The sequence below is a fragment of the Streptomyces bullii genome (assembly GCF_042657145.1).
In the GTDB taxonomy this organism is placed as follows: domain Bacteria; phylum Actinomycetota; class Actinomycetes; order Streptomycetales; family Streptomycetaceae; genus Streptomyces; species Streptomyces bullii.
In genome coordinates, this window is record NZ_JBHSNY010000006.1 from 126,875 (window position 1) to 141,259 (window position 14,385).

The 14,385-nt window shown below is 72.2% G+C and carries 12 protein-coding genes and 3 pseudogenes; 9 read left to right on the plus strand and 6 right to left on the minus strand.

Features of this window, described 5'->3' with window-relative positions:
• Positions 1 to 5: 5 nt before the first annotated feature.
• Complete coding sequence (locus ACFPZJ_RS18115) at positions 6 to 1,343, minus strand: 6-phospho-beta-glucosidase (RefSeq protein WP_381022381.1); 1,338 nt, start codon at positions 1,341 to 1,343, stop codon at positions 6 to 8.
• A complete protein-coding gene (locus ACFPZJ_RS18120) occupies positions 1,340 to 2,104 on the minus strand; it encodes a DeoR/GlpR family DNA-binding transcription regulator (RefSeq protein WP_381022383.1) in 765 nt (254 codons plus the stop codon). The genes ACFPZJ_RS18115 and ACFPZJ_RS18120 overlap by 4 nt, the downstream gene beginning before the upstream one ends.
• 137 nt (positions 2,105 to 2,241) lie before the next feature.
• On the opposite strand from ACFPZJ_RS18120, the pseudogene ACFPZJ_RS18125 reads away from it, so the two are divergent.
• The 5 genes and pseudogenes from ACFPZJ_RS18125 (at position 2,242) to ACFPZJ_RS18145 (ending at position 6,194) form a co-directional block, all read left to right on the plus strand.
• A pseudogene (locus tag ACFPZJ_RS18125) lies at positions 2,242 to 3,294 on the plus strand (carbohydrate kinase family protein).
• A 220-nt stretch (positions 3,295 to 3,514) separates the two neighbouring features.
• Positions 3,515 to 4,152, plus strand: a pseudogene (locus ACFPZJ_RS18130) (LamG-like jellyroll fold domain-containing protein); the annotation flags it as partial.
• A gap of 164 nt (positions 4,153 to 4,316) precedes the next feature.
• Positions 4,317 to 4,480: pseudogene (locus ACFPZJ_RS18135) on the plus strand (histidinol-phosphatase); the annotation flags it as partial.
• Positions 4,481 to 4,492: 12 nt separating this feature from the next.
• A complete protein-coding gene (locus tag ACFPZJ_RS18140) occupies positions 4,493 to 5,341 on the plus strand; it encodes a hypothetical protein (protein ID WP_381023421.1) in 849 nt (282 codons plus the stop codon).
• A gap of 25 nt (positions 5,342 to 5,366) precedes the next feature.
• On the plus strand, positions 5,367 to 6,194 hold the full coding sequence (locus ACFPZJ_RS18145; protein ID WP_381022385.1) for a PaaX family transcriptional regulator: 828 nt from the start codon (positions 5,367 to 5,369) through the stop codon (positions 6,192 to 6,194).
• On the opposite strand, the gene ACFPZJ_RS18150 is transcribed toward ACFPZJ_RS18145, so the two are convergent.
• The 4 genes from ACFPZJ_RS18150 to ACFPZJ_RS18165 are packed head-to-tail and all read right to left on the minus strand — an operon-like array spanning position 6,185 to position 9,977.
• On the minus strand, positions 6,185 to 6,640 hold the full coding sequence (locus ACFPZJ_RS18150; RefSeq protein ID WP_381022387.1) for a MaoC family dehydratase: 456 nt from the start codon (positions 6,638 to 6,640) through the stop codon (positions 6,185 to 6,187). The two genes, ACFPZJ_RS18145 and ACFPZJ_RS18150, sit on opposite strands and share 10 nt — an antisense overlap.
• A gap of 11 nt (positions 6,641 to 6,651) precedes the next feature.
• Complete coding sequence (locus ACFPZJ_RS18155) at positions 6,652 to 8,160, minus strand: acyl-CoA synthetase (RefSeq protein ID WP_381022389.1); 1,509 nt, start codon at positions 8,158 to 8,160, stop codon at positions 6,652 to 6,654.
• A gap of 12 nt (positions 8,161 to 8,172) precedes the next feature.
• Positions 8,173 to 9,060, minus strand: coding sequence for an amidohydrolase family protein (locus ACFPZJ_RS18160; RefSeq protein WP_381022392.1), 888 nt, complete (start codon positions 9,058 to 9,060; stop codon positions 8,173 to 8,175).
• Complete coding sequence (locus tag ACFPZJ_RS18165) at positions 9,060 to 9,977, minus strand: SDR family NAD(P)-dependent oxidoreductase (RefSeq protein ID WP_381022395.1); 918 nt, start codon at positions 9,975 to 9,977, stop codon at positions 9,060 to 9,062. Before ACFPZJ_RS18165 ends, ACFPZJ_RS18160 begins: the two co-directional genes overlap by 1 nt.
• A gap of 194 nt (positions 9,978 to 10,171) precedes the next feature.
• Here ACFPZJ_RS18165 and ACFPZJ_RS18170 point away from each other — a divergent pair, with 194 nt between their 5' ends.
• From ACFPZJ_RS18170 to ACFPZJ_RS18185, 4 genes are all read left to right on the plus strand, one after another.
• On the plus strand, positions 10,172 to 10,633 hold the full coding sequence (locus ACFPZJ_RS18170) for a MarR family winged helix-turn-helix transcriptional regulator (RefSeq protein WP_381022398.1): 462 nt from the start codon (positions 10,172 to 10,174) through the stop codon (positions 10,631 to 10,633).
• Positions 10,634 to 10,776: 143 nt separating this feature from the next.
• Positions 10,777 to 12,075: an MFS transporter gene (locus ACFPZJ_RS18175; protein ID WP_381023423.1), complete on the plus strand. Its 1,299-nt coding sequence runs from the start codon at positions 10,777 to 10,779 to the stop codon at positions 12,073 to 12,075.
• Complete coding sequence (locus ACFPZJ_RS18180; RefSeq protein ID WP_381022400.1) at positions 12,072 to 13,439, plus strand: alpha/beta hydrolase family protein; 1,368 nt, start codon at positions 12,072 to 12,074, stop codon at positions 13,437 to 13,439. Before ACFPZJ_RS18175 ends, ACFPZJ_RS18180 begins: the two co-directional genes overlap by 4 nt.
• On the plus strand, positions 13,436 to 14,203 hold the full coding sequence (locus ACFPZJ_RS18185; RefSeq protein ID WP_381022402.1) for an IclR family transcriptional regulator: 768 nt from the start codon (positions 13,436 to 13,438) through the stop codon (positions 14,201 to 14,203). The genes ACFPZJ_RS18180 and ACFPZJ_RS18185 overlap by 4 nt, the downstream gene beginning before the upstream one ends.
• Positions 14,204 to 14,385 lie beyond the last annotated feature (182 nt).

Consider the following 14,385-nt stretch of genomic DNA (forward strand, 5'->3'; position numbering starts at 1 on the left):
AGCGCTTACTTGAGGTACGCCAGGCCAGGGTGGACCGAGGTGTAGCCGTCGACCAGTCTGCGGGCCACGTTCACGGAGTCGACGAGCGGGTGCAGCGCGAACGCCTTCACCGCCGTCGCGCGGGAGCCGGACTCGGCGGCGGCGAGCACCTCCCGCTCGACGGCCTTGACCGCGCAGACCAGGCCGGTGGCGTGGCCGGGCAGCGGATCGACCGCGACCGGGTGGGCTCCGTTGGCGTCGACCAGGCAGGGCACCTCGATGACGGCCTCCGCGTCCAGCACCGAAAGGGTCGTGCGGTTGCGGACGTTGAGGATCAGGGTCGTGCGCTCGTCGCGGGCGATGGCCCGCATCAGTGCCAGGGCGACCTTCTCGTAGCCGCCGGACAGGTCGTCCTCGTCGCGCTCGCCGGCGCCGGCCGTCTCGCGGTTCTCGGCCATGTAGGTGGCCTCGCGCTCGGCGCGGGTCCGGTCCCACAGCTGAAGGGCGCGGGCGCCGGGGTCCTTCACCTGCTCGTAGAACCGGGCCTGCTGCTCGTGCAGGAAGGCGCCGCGGGTCCTCTCGGCCTGCTGGTAGGCCCGTACGGCTTCCCGGTTGAAGTAGTAGTAGTGCAGGTACTCGTTGGGGATCGCGCCCAGGGACCGCAGCCAGTCGACGCCGAACAGCTTGCCCTCCTCGAAGGAGCCGAGCAGGTCGGGGTCGGCGAGCAGGCGCGGGAGTTCGTCGCGGCCGTCGACGCGCAGGCCGCGCACCCAGCCGAGGTGGTTGAGGCCGACGTAGTCGATGAACGCCTCGCGCGGGTCGGCGCCCAGCACCCGGGCGATCCGGCGGCCGAGGCCGACCGGCGAGTCGCAGATGCCGATGACGCGGTCGCCGAGCCGGCGGGACATGGCCTCGGTGACCAGTCCGGCCGGGTTGGTGAAGTTGATGACCCAGGCGTCGGGCGCCAGCCGGGCCACCCGCCGGGCGATGTCCACGGCGACCGGGACCGTCCGCAGACCGTAGGCGATGCCTCCGGCGCCGACCGTCTCCTGGCCCAGGACGCCCTCCGCGAGGGCCACCCGCTCGTCGTCGGCGCGGCCCCGAAGGCCGCCGACGCGGATCGCGGAGAACACGAAGTCGGCGCCGCGCAGCGCCTCGTCGAGGTCGGTGGTGGCGGTCACCTCGGGCGCGCCGGGCACGCCGGCCGCCTGCTCGGCGAGGACACGGGTGACCGCGGACAGCCGGTGCGGGTCCAGGTCGTGCAGCACGACCCGCGTCACTCGGCCCTCGGCGCGGTCCCCGAGGAGCGCGCCGTACACGAGCGGCACCCGGAACCCGCCGCCGCCCAGAATCGTCAGCTTCACGTCTGCACCTTTCCCGCCACGACGACCTCGACGCCTGCCTCCTCGAAGGAGGCACGTGTCGCCGTGTCGACCGGCTCGTTCGTCACCACCACGTCCAGGTCCTCGGGACCGCAGACCTTCGCCATCCCCGTGCCCGGGAACTTCGCCGCGTCGGCGAGGAGGACGACCCTGTCGCCGGCCCGGATCATGGCGCGCTTGACCGGCACCTCGACGACCGTGGTGTCCATGACCTGCCCGCCGGGCCGCACCCCGCTGGTGCCGAGGAAGAGCCAGTCGGCGTGCAGCTGGCGCAGGTTGTCCTCGGTGAGGAAGCCGACCAGGGAGCGGTACTCGCGGCGGACCATGCCGCCGAGCAGCACCAGCTCGATCTCCTCGTCGTCGGCGAGCTCCTCGTACACCACCAGGTTGCTGGTGATCACGGTGAGCCGGCGGCCGTGCAGCTGCCGGGCCAGCCGGTAGGCGGTGGTGCCGATGTCCAGCAGCACCGACTGACCGTCCCCGATCATCCCGGCGGCGCGCACGGCTATCGCGTCCTTCTCCGCCACCCGCACCTCGGCGACCTCGGCGAAGGGCTGGTCGCCCTCCTCCACCACGGCGCCGCCGTGCACCCGCGTGAGCAGGCCGTCCTCCTCGAGCTTGACCAGGTCACGCCGGACGGTGGCCGGACTCACACCCAGTTGCCCGGAGAGATCGGTCACGGACGCGGGGCCGCCGGAGCGCAAGGCCCGCAGGATGAGTTGGTGTCGTCGTTCTGCCAGCACGGCGTGCACATTACTCGTCATCTCCAATCATCGCCATGCTCATTTCTGCTCGGATATTGACCAATGTTGGCGGGCAGCGCACGATTCCGCTCACTGAAATGACGAGTTTTGACGAGTCCGGATGAGAGGACGCTGCCGTGGACGACGACCGGCCCGATGTGCTGTTGACCGGGCTGCTCTTCTACGACCGGGTCCTCACGGGGCTCGGGAAGCCGCCGACACCGGGCGAGGAGGTCTGGACGGCGGGCATGGGTTGCGGCCCGGGCGGCACCGCCAACCTGGCGGTGGCCGCCGCCCGCTTCGGTCTGCGGACCTCCCTGGCCACGGTCTTCGGCGGCGACTTCTAGGGCGCGTACTGCCGTGACGTCCTCGACCGGCAGGAAGGTGTCGACCTCTCGCTGTCCCGGACGGCGGACGGCTGGCCCACCCCGGTCACCGTCGCCCTCGCCCACGGTCACGACCGGGCCATGGTCACCCACGGCCAGGAGCCCCCGTACTCGCAGGACGCGCTGATGGGCGACCCGCCCGAGGCGCGCGCCGCCCTCGTCCACCTGGAGGCACAGCCCCGCGCCTGGCTCGCCAAGGCCGCCGCGAACGGCACCCACATCTACGCCGACGTCGGCTGGGACCCCGCCCAGGAGTGGTCCATGAATCTCCTGGACCAGCTCGCCCTGTGCCACGCCTTCCTCCCCAACGAGACCGAGGCGATGGCCTACACGCACACCGACAGCGCTCTCGCCGCGCTCGGCATCCTCAGCGAGCTGGTGCCGGTCGCCGTGGTCACGCGCGGCGGCGACGGCGCGGTGGCCGTCGACCAGATCACCGGCGAGTACGCGGACGTCCCCGCGCTCGATATCGATGTCCTGGACGCGACGGGCGCCGGGGACGTCTTCGGCGCGAGCTTCGTCGCCGCCTCGCTCGGCGGCTGGCCGCTGGAGGAACGGCTCCGGTTCGCCGTCCTGGCCGCCGGGCTGTCCGTCCGGCACCACGGCGGGGCACTGGCCGCGCCCGGCTGGTACGGCGTCGACCGCTGGTGGCGCTCCCTGGCCGATCCCGGACTCCGGCGGGCGTACGGCTTCCTGGCCGACCGCGTCCCGGCCGACGCCGGCCCGCCCGTACGCCACGCTCCCGTCACGCCGCCCGCCCCTCACACGCCCCTCGGCCCACGCGCCTCCCAGCGGCGGCACTGACTCCCCACCCCCTCGGCATGTCGAACAGAACACCAGGAGTGACCCGCGGACCTTTCTCGTAGAGGCTTCCTCCAGGCCGCCGCGCTCACCGCCGCCGCCTCCGGCCTGACCGTCGCATGCGGCGGCGGCTCAGGATCGGGCGGCACCAAGAACGGCAAGAGCCTCACCATGTGGTATTGGGGCGGCGCGCTCAGCGACAAGGTGGTCGCGGAGGCCAGGCACGTCCGTCACGGTGGGCGGCGGCACGCTGTCCTGGTCGCCCGACCACCACCCGGACCAGCCAGGCCACGGCAGCCTGGAGTTCCAGGGGTACAAGTCCCCGCTGAGGGGCGCGTACCTGCGCACGGTCGACGGCGCCCCGCTCAACTCGGCCACCTTCCGGGACGGTTACACCATCGAGGCGTTCTACCGCCTGCCCGCCGACTGGGACCCCGCCCACCACGCCTGGTCGGGCCTGCTCGGCCGCACGGGCACGGGCGGTGCCGCCGGGAAGACCGCCGACGACCCGGACGAGCCGCTGGCCACGCTGTCCCTGTCGAACGACCGCGAGCCGCAGTGGGCGACGCGCCCCCTGAACCAGCAGGGCATCGCCACCAACTGGGGCCACGAGACCCCGTTGGAGACCTGGTGGCACCTCGCGGTCGTCAACGACGGCGAGCACACCACGCTGTACGTCGAGGGCTGCCCGGTCGTCCGCAACCCGGGGGCGCCCGCCGTGGGGATCACCTCCGTGGGGCTGCCGTGGCTGCTCGGCGGCTACGAGCACGCCGGAAGATCGACCAGATCCTGTACGGCCGGCTCGGCGACGTCCGGATCGTCGCGCGGGCGCTGGCTGTCACGTCGTTCATGAACCACTGACCTTCGAGGACGCGCAGGACCAAGCAGCCGCCCGAGGGGGCCGACCGTCCGTCTCCCCCGTCGCCCTGGACGTCGCAGGCGTCTCCCGCCGCCGACTTCTGCGCCGAGCGGGCCTGTTCGGGTCGGCCATCGTCCTCGGGACGACGGCGGCCCCGCGCCGGCCGAGGGTCGTACGGACCGAGGACGTCTCCGGACGCACGGGCACCCGCACCCTGCGCATTCCGCTGACCGACGGCGACGAGTCCCGGTCCCCCACCCGTCCGGAGACGGTGACCCGTGGGCCGATACGTGGTTCTATTCGAACCCCATCTTCGTCGACGTGGAAGGTTCCCGACTCCTGATGAAGCGTCATCTCCTCGTATCTGCCGCCTTATTGGGTACGTTCGCGCTGGGCTCGGGCACGGCCTCGGCCGCCGGTGAGCCGCGCTGGGCCGAGACCGGCACGGCGTACACCGGCACCCTCGGCGGCGGTCAGGGCCTCGCCAGCCGCGCGGACGGCTCGCTGCTGTACCGCGGACTGGCGTCGATCCCGCTGGACCTGCGTGTCAAGGGCTGGAACCACATCGGCGACCCGGACGTCGCGCGCGACCACGTCTTCGACGCCTACCAGGGCGCCGACACGGCCACGTCGAAGATGTTCGCGGTGACCACCCCGGCCGGGAAGCGCTACGAGTACGTGCACCCGCTGAGCCCGGGCGAGAAGGTGAACAACTCCTTCGCCAGCGTCTCGCCCGACGGGCAGTGGCTCGTGTCGGGCGAGTGGGGTGAGCAGCGCAGACTCCAGGTCTTCCCCGCTCCCCTGCTCAACCCCTCCACCCCGGCCGCCGGCGGCGAGTTGAAGGAGGCCGGGCAGATCACCCTGGACAGACCGGTGCGGGACATCCAGGGCTGCGACTTCGTCAGCGACACCCGCCTGGTGTGCGCCTCGAACGACGCCACGGGCACGCTCTTCTCCGAGATCCGTCCGCTGCTCCAGGTCGACCTGCCGAGGAAACTGGACGGGCAGCCCGTCACCGGCGCGGTCAGCAGCCTGTTCGCGCTGCCGCAGCGCGGCGTGTGCACGGGCACCTTCGAGACGGAGGGCGTCGACCACGACATGAACACGGGCACCCTGCGCGCACAGGTGATCCCGCCGGGCGTGTGCGCGGTGACGACGGCCGTGTACACGTACCGGCAGGTCACAGACTGATCGACGAGGGTTTACGGTGGGCCGCGTGACCGGTGAAGAGGCGCTGCGGCCCCAGTCCCTCATGCTGACGTTCCTGGGCGACCAGGTGCTCGGCCACGACGTGTGCGTGTACTCGGGCAGCGTCATCGACGTGTTCGCCCGTGCCGGCGTCGGCGAGCAGGCGACCCGCTCGACGCTGACCCGCATGGTGAACCGCGGTCTGCTGCGCCGCCAGCGCGAGGGCCGCCGGATGTACTTCGGGCTGACCGAGCGTTCGGAGGCGGTGCTGCGGGACGGCGAGCGGCGCGTCTGGCGGACCGGCGCTGTCAACCGCACCTGGGACGGCAGTTGGACCCTGCTCGGTTTCTCGCTGCCGGAGTCCTGGCAGCGCCAGCGCCACGACCTGCGCTCCCAGCTCACCTGGAGCGGCTTCGGCCCGCTGTTCAGCGGCCTGTGGATCGCGCCCGGCGAGGTCGACGTGTCGGCGCTCGTGGCCGAGCTGGGCCTGTCCGCCCATGTGAAGGTGTTCCGCGCGCACGCCGACACCGGCATGGACATCGGCCGGATGATCGAGGAAACCTGGCAGCTGTCCGACCTGGCGGCGGGCTACGAGGCGTTCGTAGGGCGCTGGCAGCCGTGGGAGAGCCGGCTGCCGGACGCCGACGACGCCCTCGCCCTGCGGCTGCGGCTCCAGGCCGAGTGGTTGCGGATCATCCGGCGCGACCCCCGTCTGCCGGTCGAGCACCTGCCGGACGACTGGCCGGCCGAGCAGGCCGAGAAGACGTTCCGGACGGTGTACGACCGGCTGTCGCCGCTCGCCCGGGACGCCTCGGAACGCCTCCTCGACCTCGTACCGGCCCGCCCTCAGACGTAGAACCGCGACAGGCTCTGGAGCACCGCCGCCGGCTTGGTGGCGCCCTCGATCTCGACCGTGCCGTCCACGGTGATCTGCACGCCGCCCGGCACGTCCTCGACCTCCGCGAGCTTCGCGGCGAGCCGGATGCGCGAGCCGGCCTTCACCGGGGCGGGGAAGCGCACCTTGTTCAGGCCGTAGTTGACCTTGGTGGTGACGCCCTGGACGTCCAGCAGCTCGGTGAACAGCGGGATGAACAGGGAGAGGGTGAGGTAGCCGTGCGCGATGGGGGCGCCGAAAGGGCCGTCCTTGGCGCGCTCGGGGTCCACGTGGATCCACTGGTGGTCGCCGGTGGCGTCGGCGAAGGTGTCGATCCGCTGCTGGGTCACCTCGATCCACTCGCTGGTGCCGAGGTCCCCGCCGGCGAGCTTGCGGAGTTCGTCGAGGCCGTTGACGGTGATGCTCATGCAGGGCTTCCTTAGGGCTGGGAGGTGCCGTAGCGCTGGCGCACACGGGACTTGAGGAGCTTTCCGGAGGCGGTGCGCGGCAGTTCGTCCGCGACCACCACCGACTTGGGGATCTTGTACTTGGCGAGGTGTCCGGCCAGGGACGCCAGGACCTCGTCGGGGTCGAGCTCGGCGCCCTCGCGGGGAACGACCACCGCGCGCGGCACCTCGCCCCACTTGTCGTCCGGCACGCCGATGACCGCGCACTCGACGATGTCCGGGTGGGCGAGCAGCCGGTCCTCGATCTCGGCGGGGTAGACGTTCTCGCCACCGGAGATGATCATGTCCTTGATGCGGTCGACGATGTACACGTAGCCCTCCTCGTCGACCTGGGCCGCGTCGCCGCTGCGGAACCAGCCGTCCGCGAAGGAGGCGGCCGTCTCCTCGGGCAGCCCCCAGTAGCCGGGCATGACGTGCGGTCCGCGCACCACGACCTCGCCCACCTCTCCGACGTCGACCGGCGTGAGGTCGGGCCGTGCGACGCGTACGTCGCTGAAGAAGTGCGGAACGCCGGCCGAGCCCGCCTTGCCGACCGCGTGCTCGGCGTCCAGGAACAGGGTGCCGGGCGCGGCCTCGGTCATGCCGTAGCCCTGGAGGAAGGTCAGGCCGCGTTCCTGGTAGGCGGCGATGAGCGGGGTGGGGACGGGTGAGCCGCCGCAGGTGAGGATGCGCAGCGACGACAGGTCCGCGTCCGCCCAGCGCGGGTGCCGGGCCACCTGGTCGAACATGGTCGGCACGCCGAACATGAAGGTGATCCGGTGCCGTTCGATCAGGTCGAAGGTGGCGTCCGGGTCGAAGGCCTCGACCAGCACGCACGCGCCGCCCTTGAGCAGCACCGGCAGGGTCAGCATGTTCAGGCCGGCGGTGTGGAACAGCGGGGCGGAGACCAAGGCGCGTTCGTCGGCGATCAGGTCGGTGTCCACGAGGACGTTGATCGCGTTCCAGGTGAGGTTGCCGTGGGTGAGCATGGCGCCCTTGGGGCGGCCGGTGGTCCCCGAGGTGTACATGATGATGCAGGTGTCGTCGGCGCCGACCGGTTCGTCGATCGGTTCCTCGGACGCCTCGGCGACGGCCTGCTCGTACTCCGCGCCGGCCTCGACGTAGGCCCGTACGTCGGTGTCGCCCGGCAGCCCGGCCACGAGCCCGGCGTGCGACGGCCCGTACACCAGCGCCCTGGCTCCCGAGTCGGCGAGCTGGTAGGCGATCTCCGGCCCGGCCAGGCGGGTGTTGAGCGGGACGAAGACGGCGCCGAGCGTGCCCGCCGCGAACAGGGTCTCCAGGAAGGAGGGGTGGTTCGGGCCGAGGTAGGCGATCCGGTCGCCGCGCCGTACGCCCCGGGCGCGCAGGGCGTGGGCGAGCCGTGCGGTGCGGGTGTGCAGGGTGCGGTAGTCGACCGGCCGGTCGCCGTGGATCAGGGCGGTGCGGTGGGGGGTCTTGCGGGCCCGGCGTGCGGGCCATGACCCCAGTCCCTCGTTGCGCATCGTCGCGCCCCTTTACGGTGTCGTCAGCCCGAGCAGGCGGGCGGCGTTCTCCTTGAGGATCTTCGGCCTGACCTCGTCCTTGATGGGCAGCTTCTCGAAGTCGGCGAGCCAGCGGTCCGGGGTGAGGACGGGGAAGTCGGAGCCGAAGAGCACCTTGTCCTTGAGCAGTGTGTTGGCGTACTGCACCAGCTGCGGCGGGAAGTACTTCGGCGACCAGCCGGACAGGTCGATGTGCACGCCCGGCTTGTGCGTGGCGACGGCGAGCGCCTCGTCCTGCCACGGGAAGGACGGGTGCGCCAGGATGATCTTCAGGTGCGGGAAGTCGGCAGCGACGTCGTCCACGTGGAGGGGGTTGGAGTACTTCAGCCGGATCCCGCCGCCGCCCGGAACTCCGGCGCCGATGCCGGTCTGCCCCGTGTGGAACAGGGCGATGGTGCCGGTCTCCTCGATCACCTCGTACAGCTCGTACGCGACCGCCCTGTCGTTGGGGAAGAAGCCCTGGATGCTGGGGTGGAACTTGAAGCCCTTCACCCCGTACTCCTCGACCAGGCGCCGGGCCTGCCTGACCCCCGCCCTGCCCCGGAAGGGGTCGATGGAGGCGAACGGGATCAGCACGTCCGGATTGGCGGCGGCGGCCTCGGCGACCTCCTCGTTGGGGACCGGCGCCGTACCGGTGGCGGACTCGGCGTCCACCGTGAAGATCACGGCGGCCATGTTCCGCTCGCGGTAGTAGGCGGCCGTCTCCTCCAGGGTCGGCTTCCGCCTGCCCTCGACCTTGAAGTAGGCGGAGGAGGCGTCGTGCAGGTCGTCGTCCAGGGAGGAGTGGCCCTTGGAGGACACCTCCGCGTGGGTGTGGACGTCGATCGCGACCAGGCCCTCGACGTTCGCAGCGGGGTCCATCACGCCTCCGGGAACTTCGGCGCCGGGATGCCGACCGTCTGGAGTTCCGCGCCGACCGAGGTGGGCCAGGCGTCGGCCAGGGTGTCGGGGGTCCAGCCGCCGTCGGCGTACGCCGCCCTGATCTCCTGCGGATGCGACCAGAGTGCCACCTTGTCGCCGCCGATGCCGATGCACTGACCGGTCACCTCCCGCGCTTGCTCGGAGGCGAGGAAGGGCACCAGGGCCGCACAGTCCTCGGGGGTGCCGAAGCCCTCGCCCTTGCGCAGGAAGCCCGGCAGCGGCTCGCCGTTCCTCATCGCCTCGACGTACGGGGCGAAGGCGGGGATCGTCTCCGTCATGGCGGTCGCGGCGACCGGCACGATCGCGTTGACGGTGATGTGCGCGCGGGCCAGCTCCATCGACCAGGTGCGGGCCATCGCGGCGATGCCGGCCTTGGCGGCGGCGTAGTTGGTCTGCCCGAAGTTGCCGCGCTGCCCGGCCGGGGAGCCGACCAGGATCAGCGTGCCGCCCTCGCCCTGCTCGCGCATGCGCACGGCGGCGGCGCGGGCGCAGGTGAAGGTGCCCTTGAGGTGGGTGGTGAGCACCGCGTCGAAGTCGTCGTCGGTCATCTTCCACAGCACCCTGTCGCGCAGGATGCCCGCGTTGGTGACCAGGACGTCAAGGCGCCCGAACTCGCTGACGGCACGGCCGACCAGGCGGTCCGCTGCCTCGGAGGTGCCGACCGGGACGACCTCGGCGACGGCGGTGCCGCCGGCCTCGCCGATGGACTTCACGGCCGCCTCGGCCACGGCTTCGTCGACGTCGTTGACGACCACGGACGCGCCGTGGGCGGCCAGGGCGTGGGCGTAGGCGAGGCCGAGGCCGCGGCCGCTGCCGGTGACGACGGCGGCCTTGCCGGTGAGATCGATGCTGGGCACGGCACTGTCCCTTCACATGAGGATGCGGTGGTGCGGATGCGTGACGCGGTGACGCAGATCGAAGCTAAGAGCAATAATTGGCGACGTCAATAGTTGTTGGTGACCGGCGGGGTGCGTCAGACTGGGCCCAGCACACCCGAGCGCCCCGTCCGGGGCTGGAGACCAGGGAGCCCGCCATCACCCGCCAGCACGCCATGAACCCGGCCCCCATCGACGCGAACGAGCCGTGGATGCGGGGGCTGCACGCCGACACGGGCTACCTCCTGTACCGCCTGGGTCTGCGCTCCGGCCAGTTGTTCAACACCTTCCTGCAGGAGTCGGGGCTGCGCCTGCGCCACTACGCGGTGCTGCGGTTCCTCGCCACCTCCGAGGGCGCGCTCCAGCGCGAGCTGAGCACCCGGCTCGGCTACGACCCGAGCGCGATCGTCGGCCTGGTCGACGACCTGGAGAAGCTGGGCTTCGCGGAGCGCCGCCCCTCCCCCGACGACCGCCGCAGCCGGATCGTCGTCCTCACCCGGTCCGGCCGCGGCTTCCTGCGCGACACGGACGAGGCCGGCCTGCGCGTCACGAACGAACTGCTGGCCCCGCTCGACCCCGCCGAACGCGAGACGCTCCACGCCCTCCTGCTGCGCGTCGCGGAGGACGGACTGAACTGATGTTGTGCAAATGATTGACGGCGGCACGAGAGCTGCCTAACTTCACGGGGCAATCGAGGCACCGACGCATCGGCCCCAGGGAGCTCGTCGTGCAGTCATCCCGCTCTTCGTCCACCAGTCAACTCCCCTCCGGCTCGCGGCAGTTGCGCCGCGTCGCGCTGTCCGGCCTGCTCGGCACGGCGGTGGAGTTCTACGACTTCCTCGTCTACGGCACGGTCGCCGCGCTCGTCTTCGGCGACCTGTTCTTCCCCCAGGCCGACCCCGCGGTCGGCACCATCGCGGCCTTCGGCACCTTCGCCGCCGGTTATCTGGCCCGCCCGCTGGGCGGCATCGTCTTCGGCCACTTCGGCGACCGGATCGGCCGCAAGTCGATGATGCTGCTGACCATGGTCCTGATGGGCTGCGGCAGCTTCCTCATCGGCCTGCTGCCCACGTACGACGCGATCGGCGTGTGGGCGCCCGTCCTGCTGGTCGCCCTGCGCGTCGTGCAGGGCATCGCCATCGGCGGCGAGTGGGGCGGCGCCATGCTGATGGTCGTCGAGCACGCCGAGCACGCGCAGGGCTCCCGGCGCGGCCTGTGGTCCAGCTTCACCCAGCTCGGCGCCCCGCTCGGCTCGGTGCTGTCGGCCGGGGTGGTCACCCTCGTCGCCACGCTGCCCGACGACGACTTCCGCTCCTGGGGCTGGCGCGTGCCGTTCCTGCTGAGCGTCGTGCTGCTGGGCGTCGGCCTGTTCGTCCGCCTCAAGGTCGCCGAGAGCCCGCTGTTCGCCCAGGTGAAGCGGGAGCCGGTCGACAAGCCGCCGATCGTGGAGGTGCTGCGCCGGCCGAAGCCCGTGCTGCTCGCCGCCTGCGTCGGCATCGGCGCCTTCACCGCCCAGTCACTGCTGACCAGCTTCATGATCAGTTACGCGGTCGGCCAGGGCTACAGCCGGCCACAGGTGCTCACCGCCGTGACCGTCGCGTCCTGTGTGGCACTGGCCGTGCTGCCGGTCGCGTCGGCGCTGTCCGACCGGGTCGGCCGCCGCCCCGTCGTCCTCGCCGGAGCCGTCGCCTCGGCCGCGCTCGCCTTCCCCGTCCTGGCCCTGGTCGACTCGGGCTCGCCCGGACTGCTGATCCTCGCCCTGGCCCTCGGCCACGGGGTCGCCCAGTCGACGATGTACGGGCCGCTCGGCGCCCTGCTCGCCGAGATGTTCGGCACCCGGGTCCGCTACACCGGCGCCTCCCTCGGCTACCAGGCGGCCACCCTGATCGGCGCCGGGTTCTCCCCGCTGATCGCGGGCAGCCTGCTCGCCTCGTACGGCGACGGCAGCACCCCCGTCTCCCTGCTGCTGTGCGCGGGCGCGGCCGTCACCGCGCTCACCGTGTGGCGGCTGCGCGAGACGCACACCGACACCCTCGACTCCCCCGCCGCCACCCCCGCACTGGAAGGAACGCCCCGTTGAGGATCCGTCTCGCCTTACTGACCGTCACCCTGTGCGCGACAACCGTGGCCCCCGCACGGGCCGCAACCGCGGACACCCACCTGGAGGGCCGGCTGCCCTCCGGCGCCGCCTTCGTGATGGACGTACCGGCGTCCTGGAACGGCACGGTGCTGCTGTACAGCCACGGCTACACCCCCGCCGGGTCCCCCAACCCGGCCCAGAACACGCCGAGTTCAGGGGCCCGGGAGGCACTGCTGGCCGAGGGCTACGCGCTCATCGGCTCGTCGTACGCCACGACCGGCTGGGCCGTCACGGAGGCGGTGCCCGACCAGCTCGCCACCCTGGAGACGTTCACACAGCGCTTCGGCGCGGCCCGGCGCACGCTCGCCTGGGGGACCTCGTACGGCGGCTTCGTCACCACCGTGCTCGCCGAACGGCACGCCGGCCGCTTCGACGGCTCCCTGTCCCTGTGCGGGCTGGTGCAGGGCGGCGTCGCCAACTGGAACAGCACGCTGGACCCGGTGTTCGCGCTGAAGACGCTGCTAGCTCCGGACTCGGGCGTGCGGCTCACCGGCTTCACCGATCAGGCGGAGGCCGCCGATGCCGCCGACACCCTCACCACACGGGTCGACGCCGCCCAGCGCACCCCCGAGGGCCGCGCCCGCATCGCCCTGGCCGCCGCGCTGCACGGCATCCCCGGCCACAACGACGCCTCCCAGCCCGAACCGGGCCCGACCGACTGGGACACCCGACAGGCCAACCAGTACGCGGCTTTGAAGGGTCTGCTCCAGTTCCCCGCCTTCCGGTGGCGGCAGGAGGCCGAGAGCCGGGCGGGCGGCAACCCGTCCTGGAACACGGGCGTCGACCATCCGGCGCTGCTGGCCCGGTCCCCGCTGCACAAGGAGGTCACCGAGCTGTACAAGAAGGCGGGACTCTCCCTGCGCGCCGACCTGGCGGCCCTCGACCGCGCGCCCCGCGTCACCGCCGACCCCGGGGCCGTCCGCTGGATGCGCCGGACCAGCGTGCTCACCGGCCGGCTCAGCGACCCCCAGCTCACCGTCCACACCACCGGCGACGCGCTGATCCCGGTCCAGGCACAGAGCGCCTACCGGCGGGCCGCCGCTGCGGCGGGCTCCGGGCCGCTGCTCAGCCAGGCCTACGTCGACGCCCCCGGCCACTGCACCTTCACCACCGGTGAGACACTCGCCGCCCTGCACACCCTGGAACACCGCCTCGACACCGGCCGCTGGGACACCTCCCCCGGCACGCTCAACTCCCGCGCGCAGAAGGAGGAACCGACGGCCCGGGCCCGCTACGTCTCCCACCGACCGGCCGCCTACCCCCGCCCCTACGACCTCGCCCACCCGGGAGACGCCCGGCCATGACCGCCCCCACCGCGCCCGACCGGCTGCTGTCCGTGCTCGCGGCCTTCGACCACGAGCACCCGGCCCTGTCCCTGACGGACATCAGCCGCCGGGCCGGCCTCAGCCTGACCACCGCGCACCGGCTGGTGGGCGCGCTGACGCGGTGGGGCGCGCTGGAGCGCGACGGGTCCGGCGTCTACCACGTCGGACTCCGGCTGTGGGAGGTCGCGGCCCTCGCCCCGCGCGGCCTGGCGCTGCGGCAGGTCGCCCTGCCGTACCTGGAGGACCTGTACGAGGCGACGCACGAGAACGTGCAGCTGGCGGTGCGCGACGGCGGCGAGGTCGTCTACATCGAGTGGCTGTCGGGCCGTTCGGCGGTCGGGGTGCACATCCGGGTCGGCGCGCGCTGGCCGCTGCACGCCACCGGGGTCGGCCTCGCCCTGCTGGCCCACAGCGCACCCGAGACGCAGGAGGAGTACTGCGCGGCCCCCCTGGCGTCCTTCACTCCCTACACGATCACCGATCCGGAGCGGCTGCGCCGGGTCCTGGCCGACGTGCGGCGCACCGGGGTCGCGGTCAGCGACCGGCAGGTCACCGAGGACGCCCTGTCCGTCGCCGCCCCGATCCGCGGACGGGACGGCTCGGTGACCGCCGCCGTCTCGGTGGTGGTGCCGCAAGCGTGCACGCAGGTCCCCGTACTCGTCCCGGCGGTACGCCTCGCGGCACGCGGCATCTCCCGGGCCCTGGGCTGGCAACCGGAGACGGCCGAGCGGCCCGGCCCCTGACCAGGCCCGCACCACCGGCCCTCCGACACGCGGCACAGGCCCGCATACCCGCGCATTCATGGAGTGAAGTGGCCTGCCCCGCAAGGACTTTCTTTGTTTCACCTCTTGACGACCGGAGAGGCGTGGAGCACATTGGCGGCACTTTGAGAGCGCTCTCTTCCCTCCCCGGGAGGCGCTTTCGA

Coding starts and splice junctions, on each gene's coding strand:
- ACFPZJ_RS18170 (WP_381022398.1), top strand. CDS start 10,172: ATGAACCCGGCCCCCATCGACGCGAACGAGCCGTGGATGCGGGGGCTG.
- ACFPZJ_RS18155 (WP_381022389.1), bottom strand. CDS start 8,160: ATGCGCAACGAGGGACTGGGGTCATGGCCCGCACGCCGGGCCCGCAAG.
- ACFPZJ_RS18150 (WP_381022387.1), bottom strand. CDS start 6,640: ATGAGCATCACCGTCAACGGCCTCGACGAACTCCGCAAGCTCGCCGGC.
- ACFPZJ_RS18160 (WP_381022392.1), bottom strand. CDS start 9,060: ATGGACCCCGCTGCGAACGTCGAGGGCCTGGTCGCGATCGACGTCCAC.
- ACFPZJ_RS18185 (WP_381022402.1), top strand. CDS start 13,436: ATGACCGCCCCCACCGCGCCCGACCGGCTGCTGTCCGTGCTCGCGGCC.
- ACFPZJ_RS18140 (WP_381023421.1), top strand. CDS start 4,493: ATGAAGCGTCATCTCCTCGTATCTGCCGCCTTATTGGGTACGTTCGCG.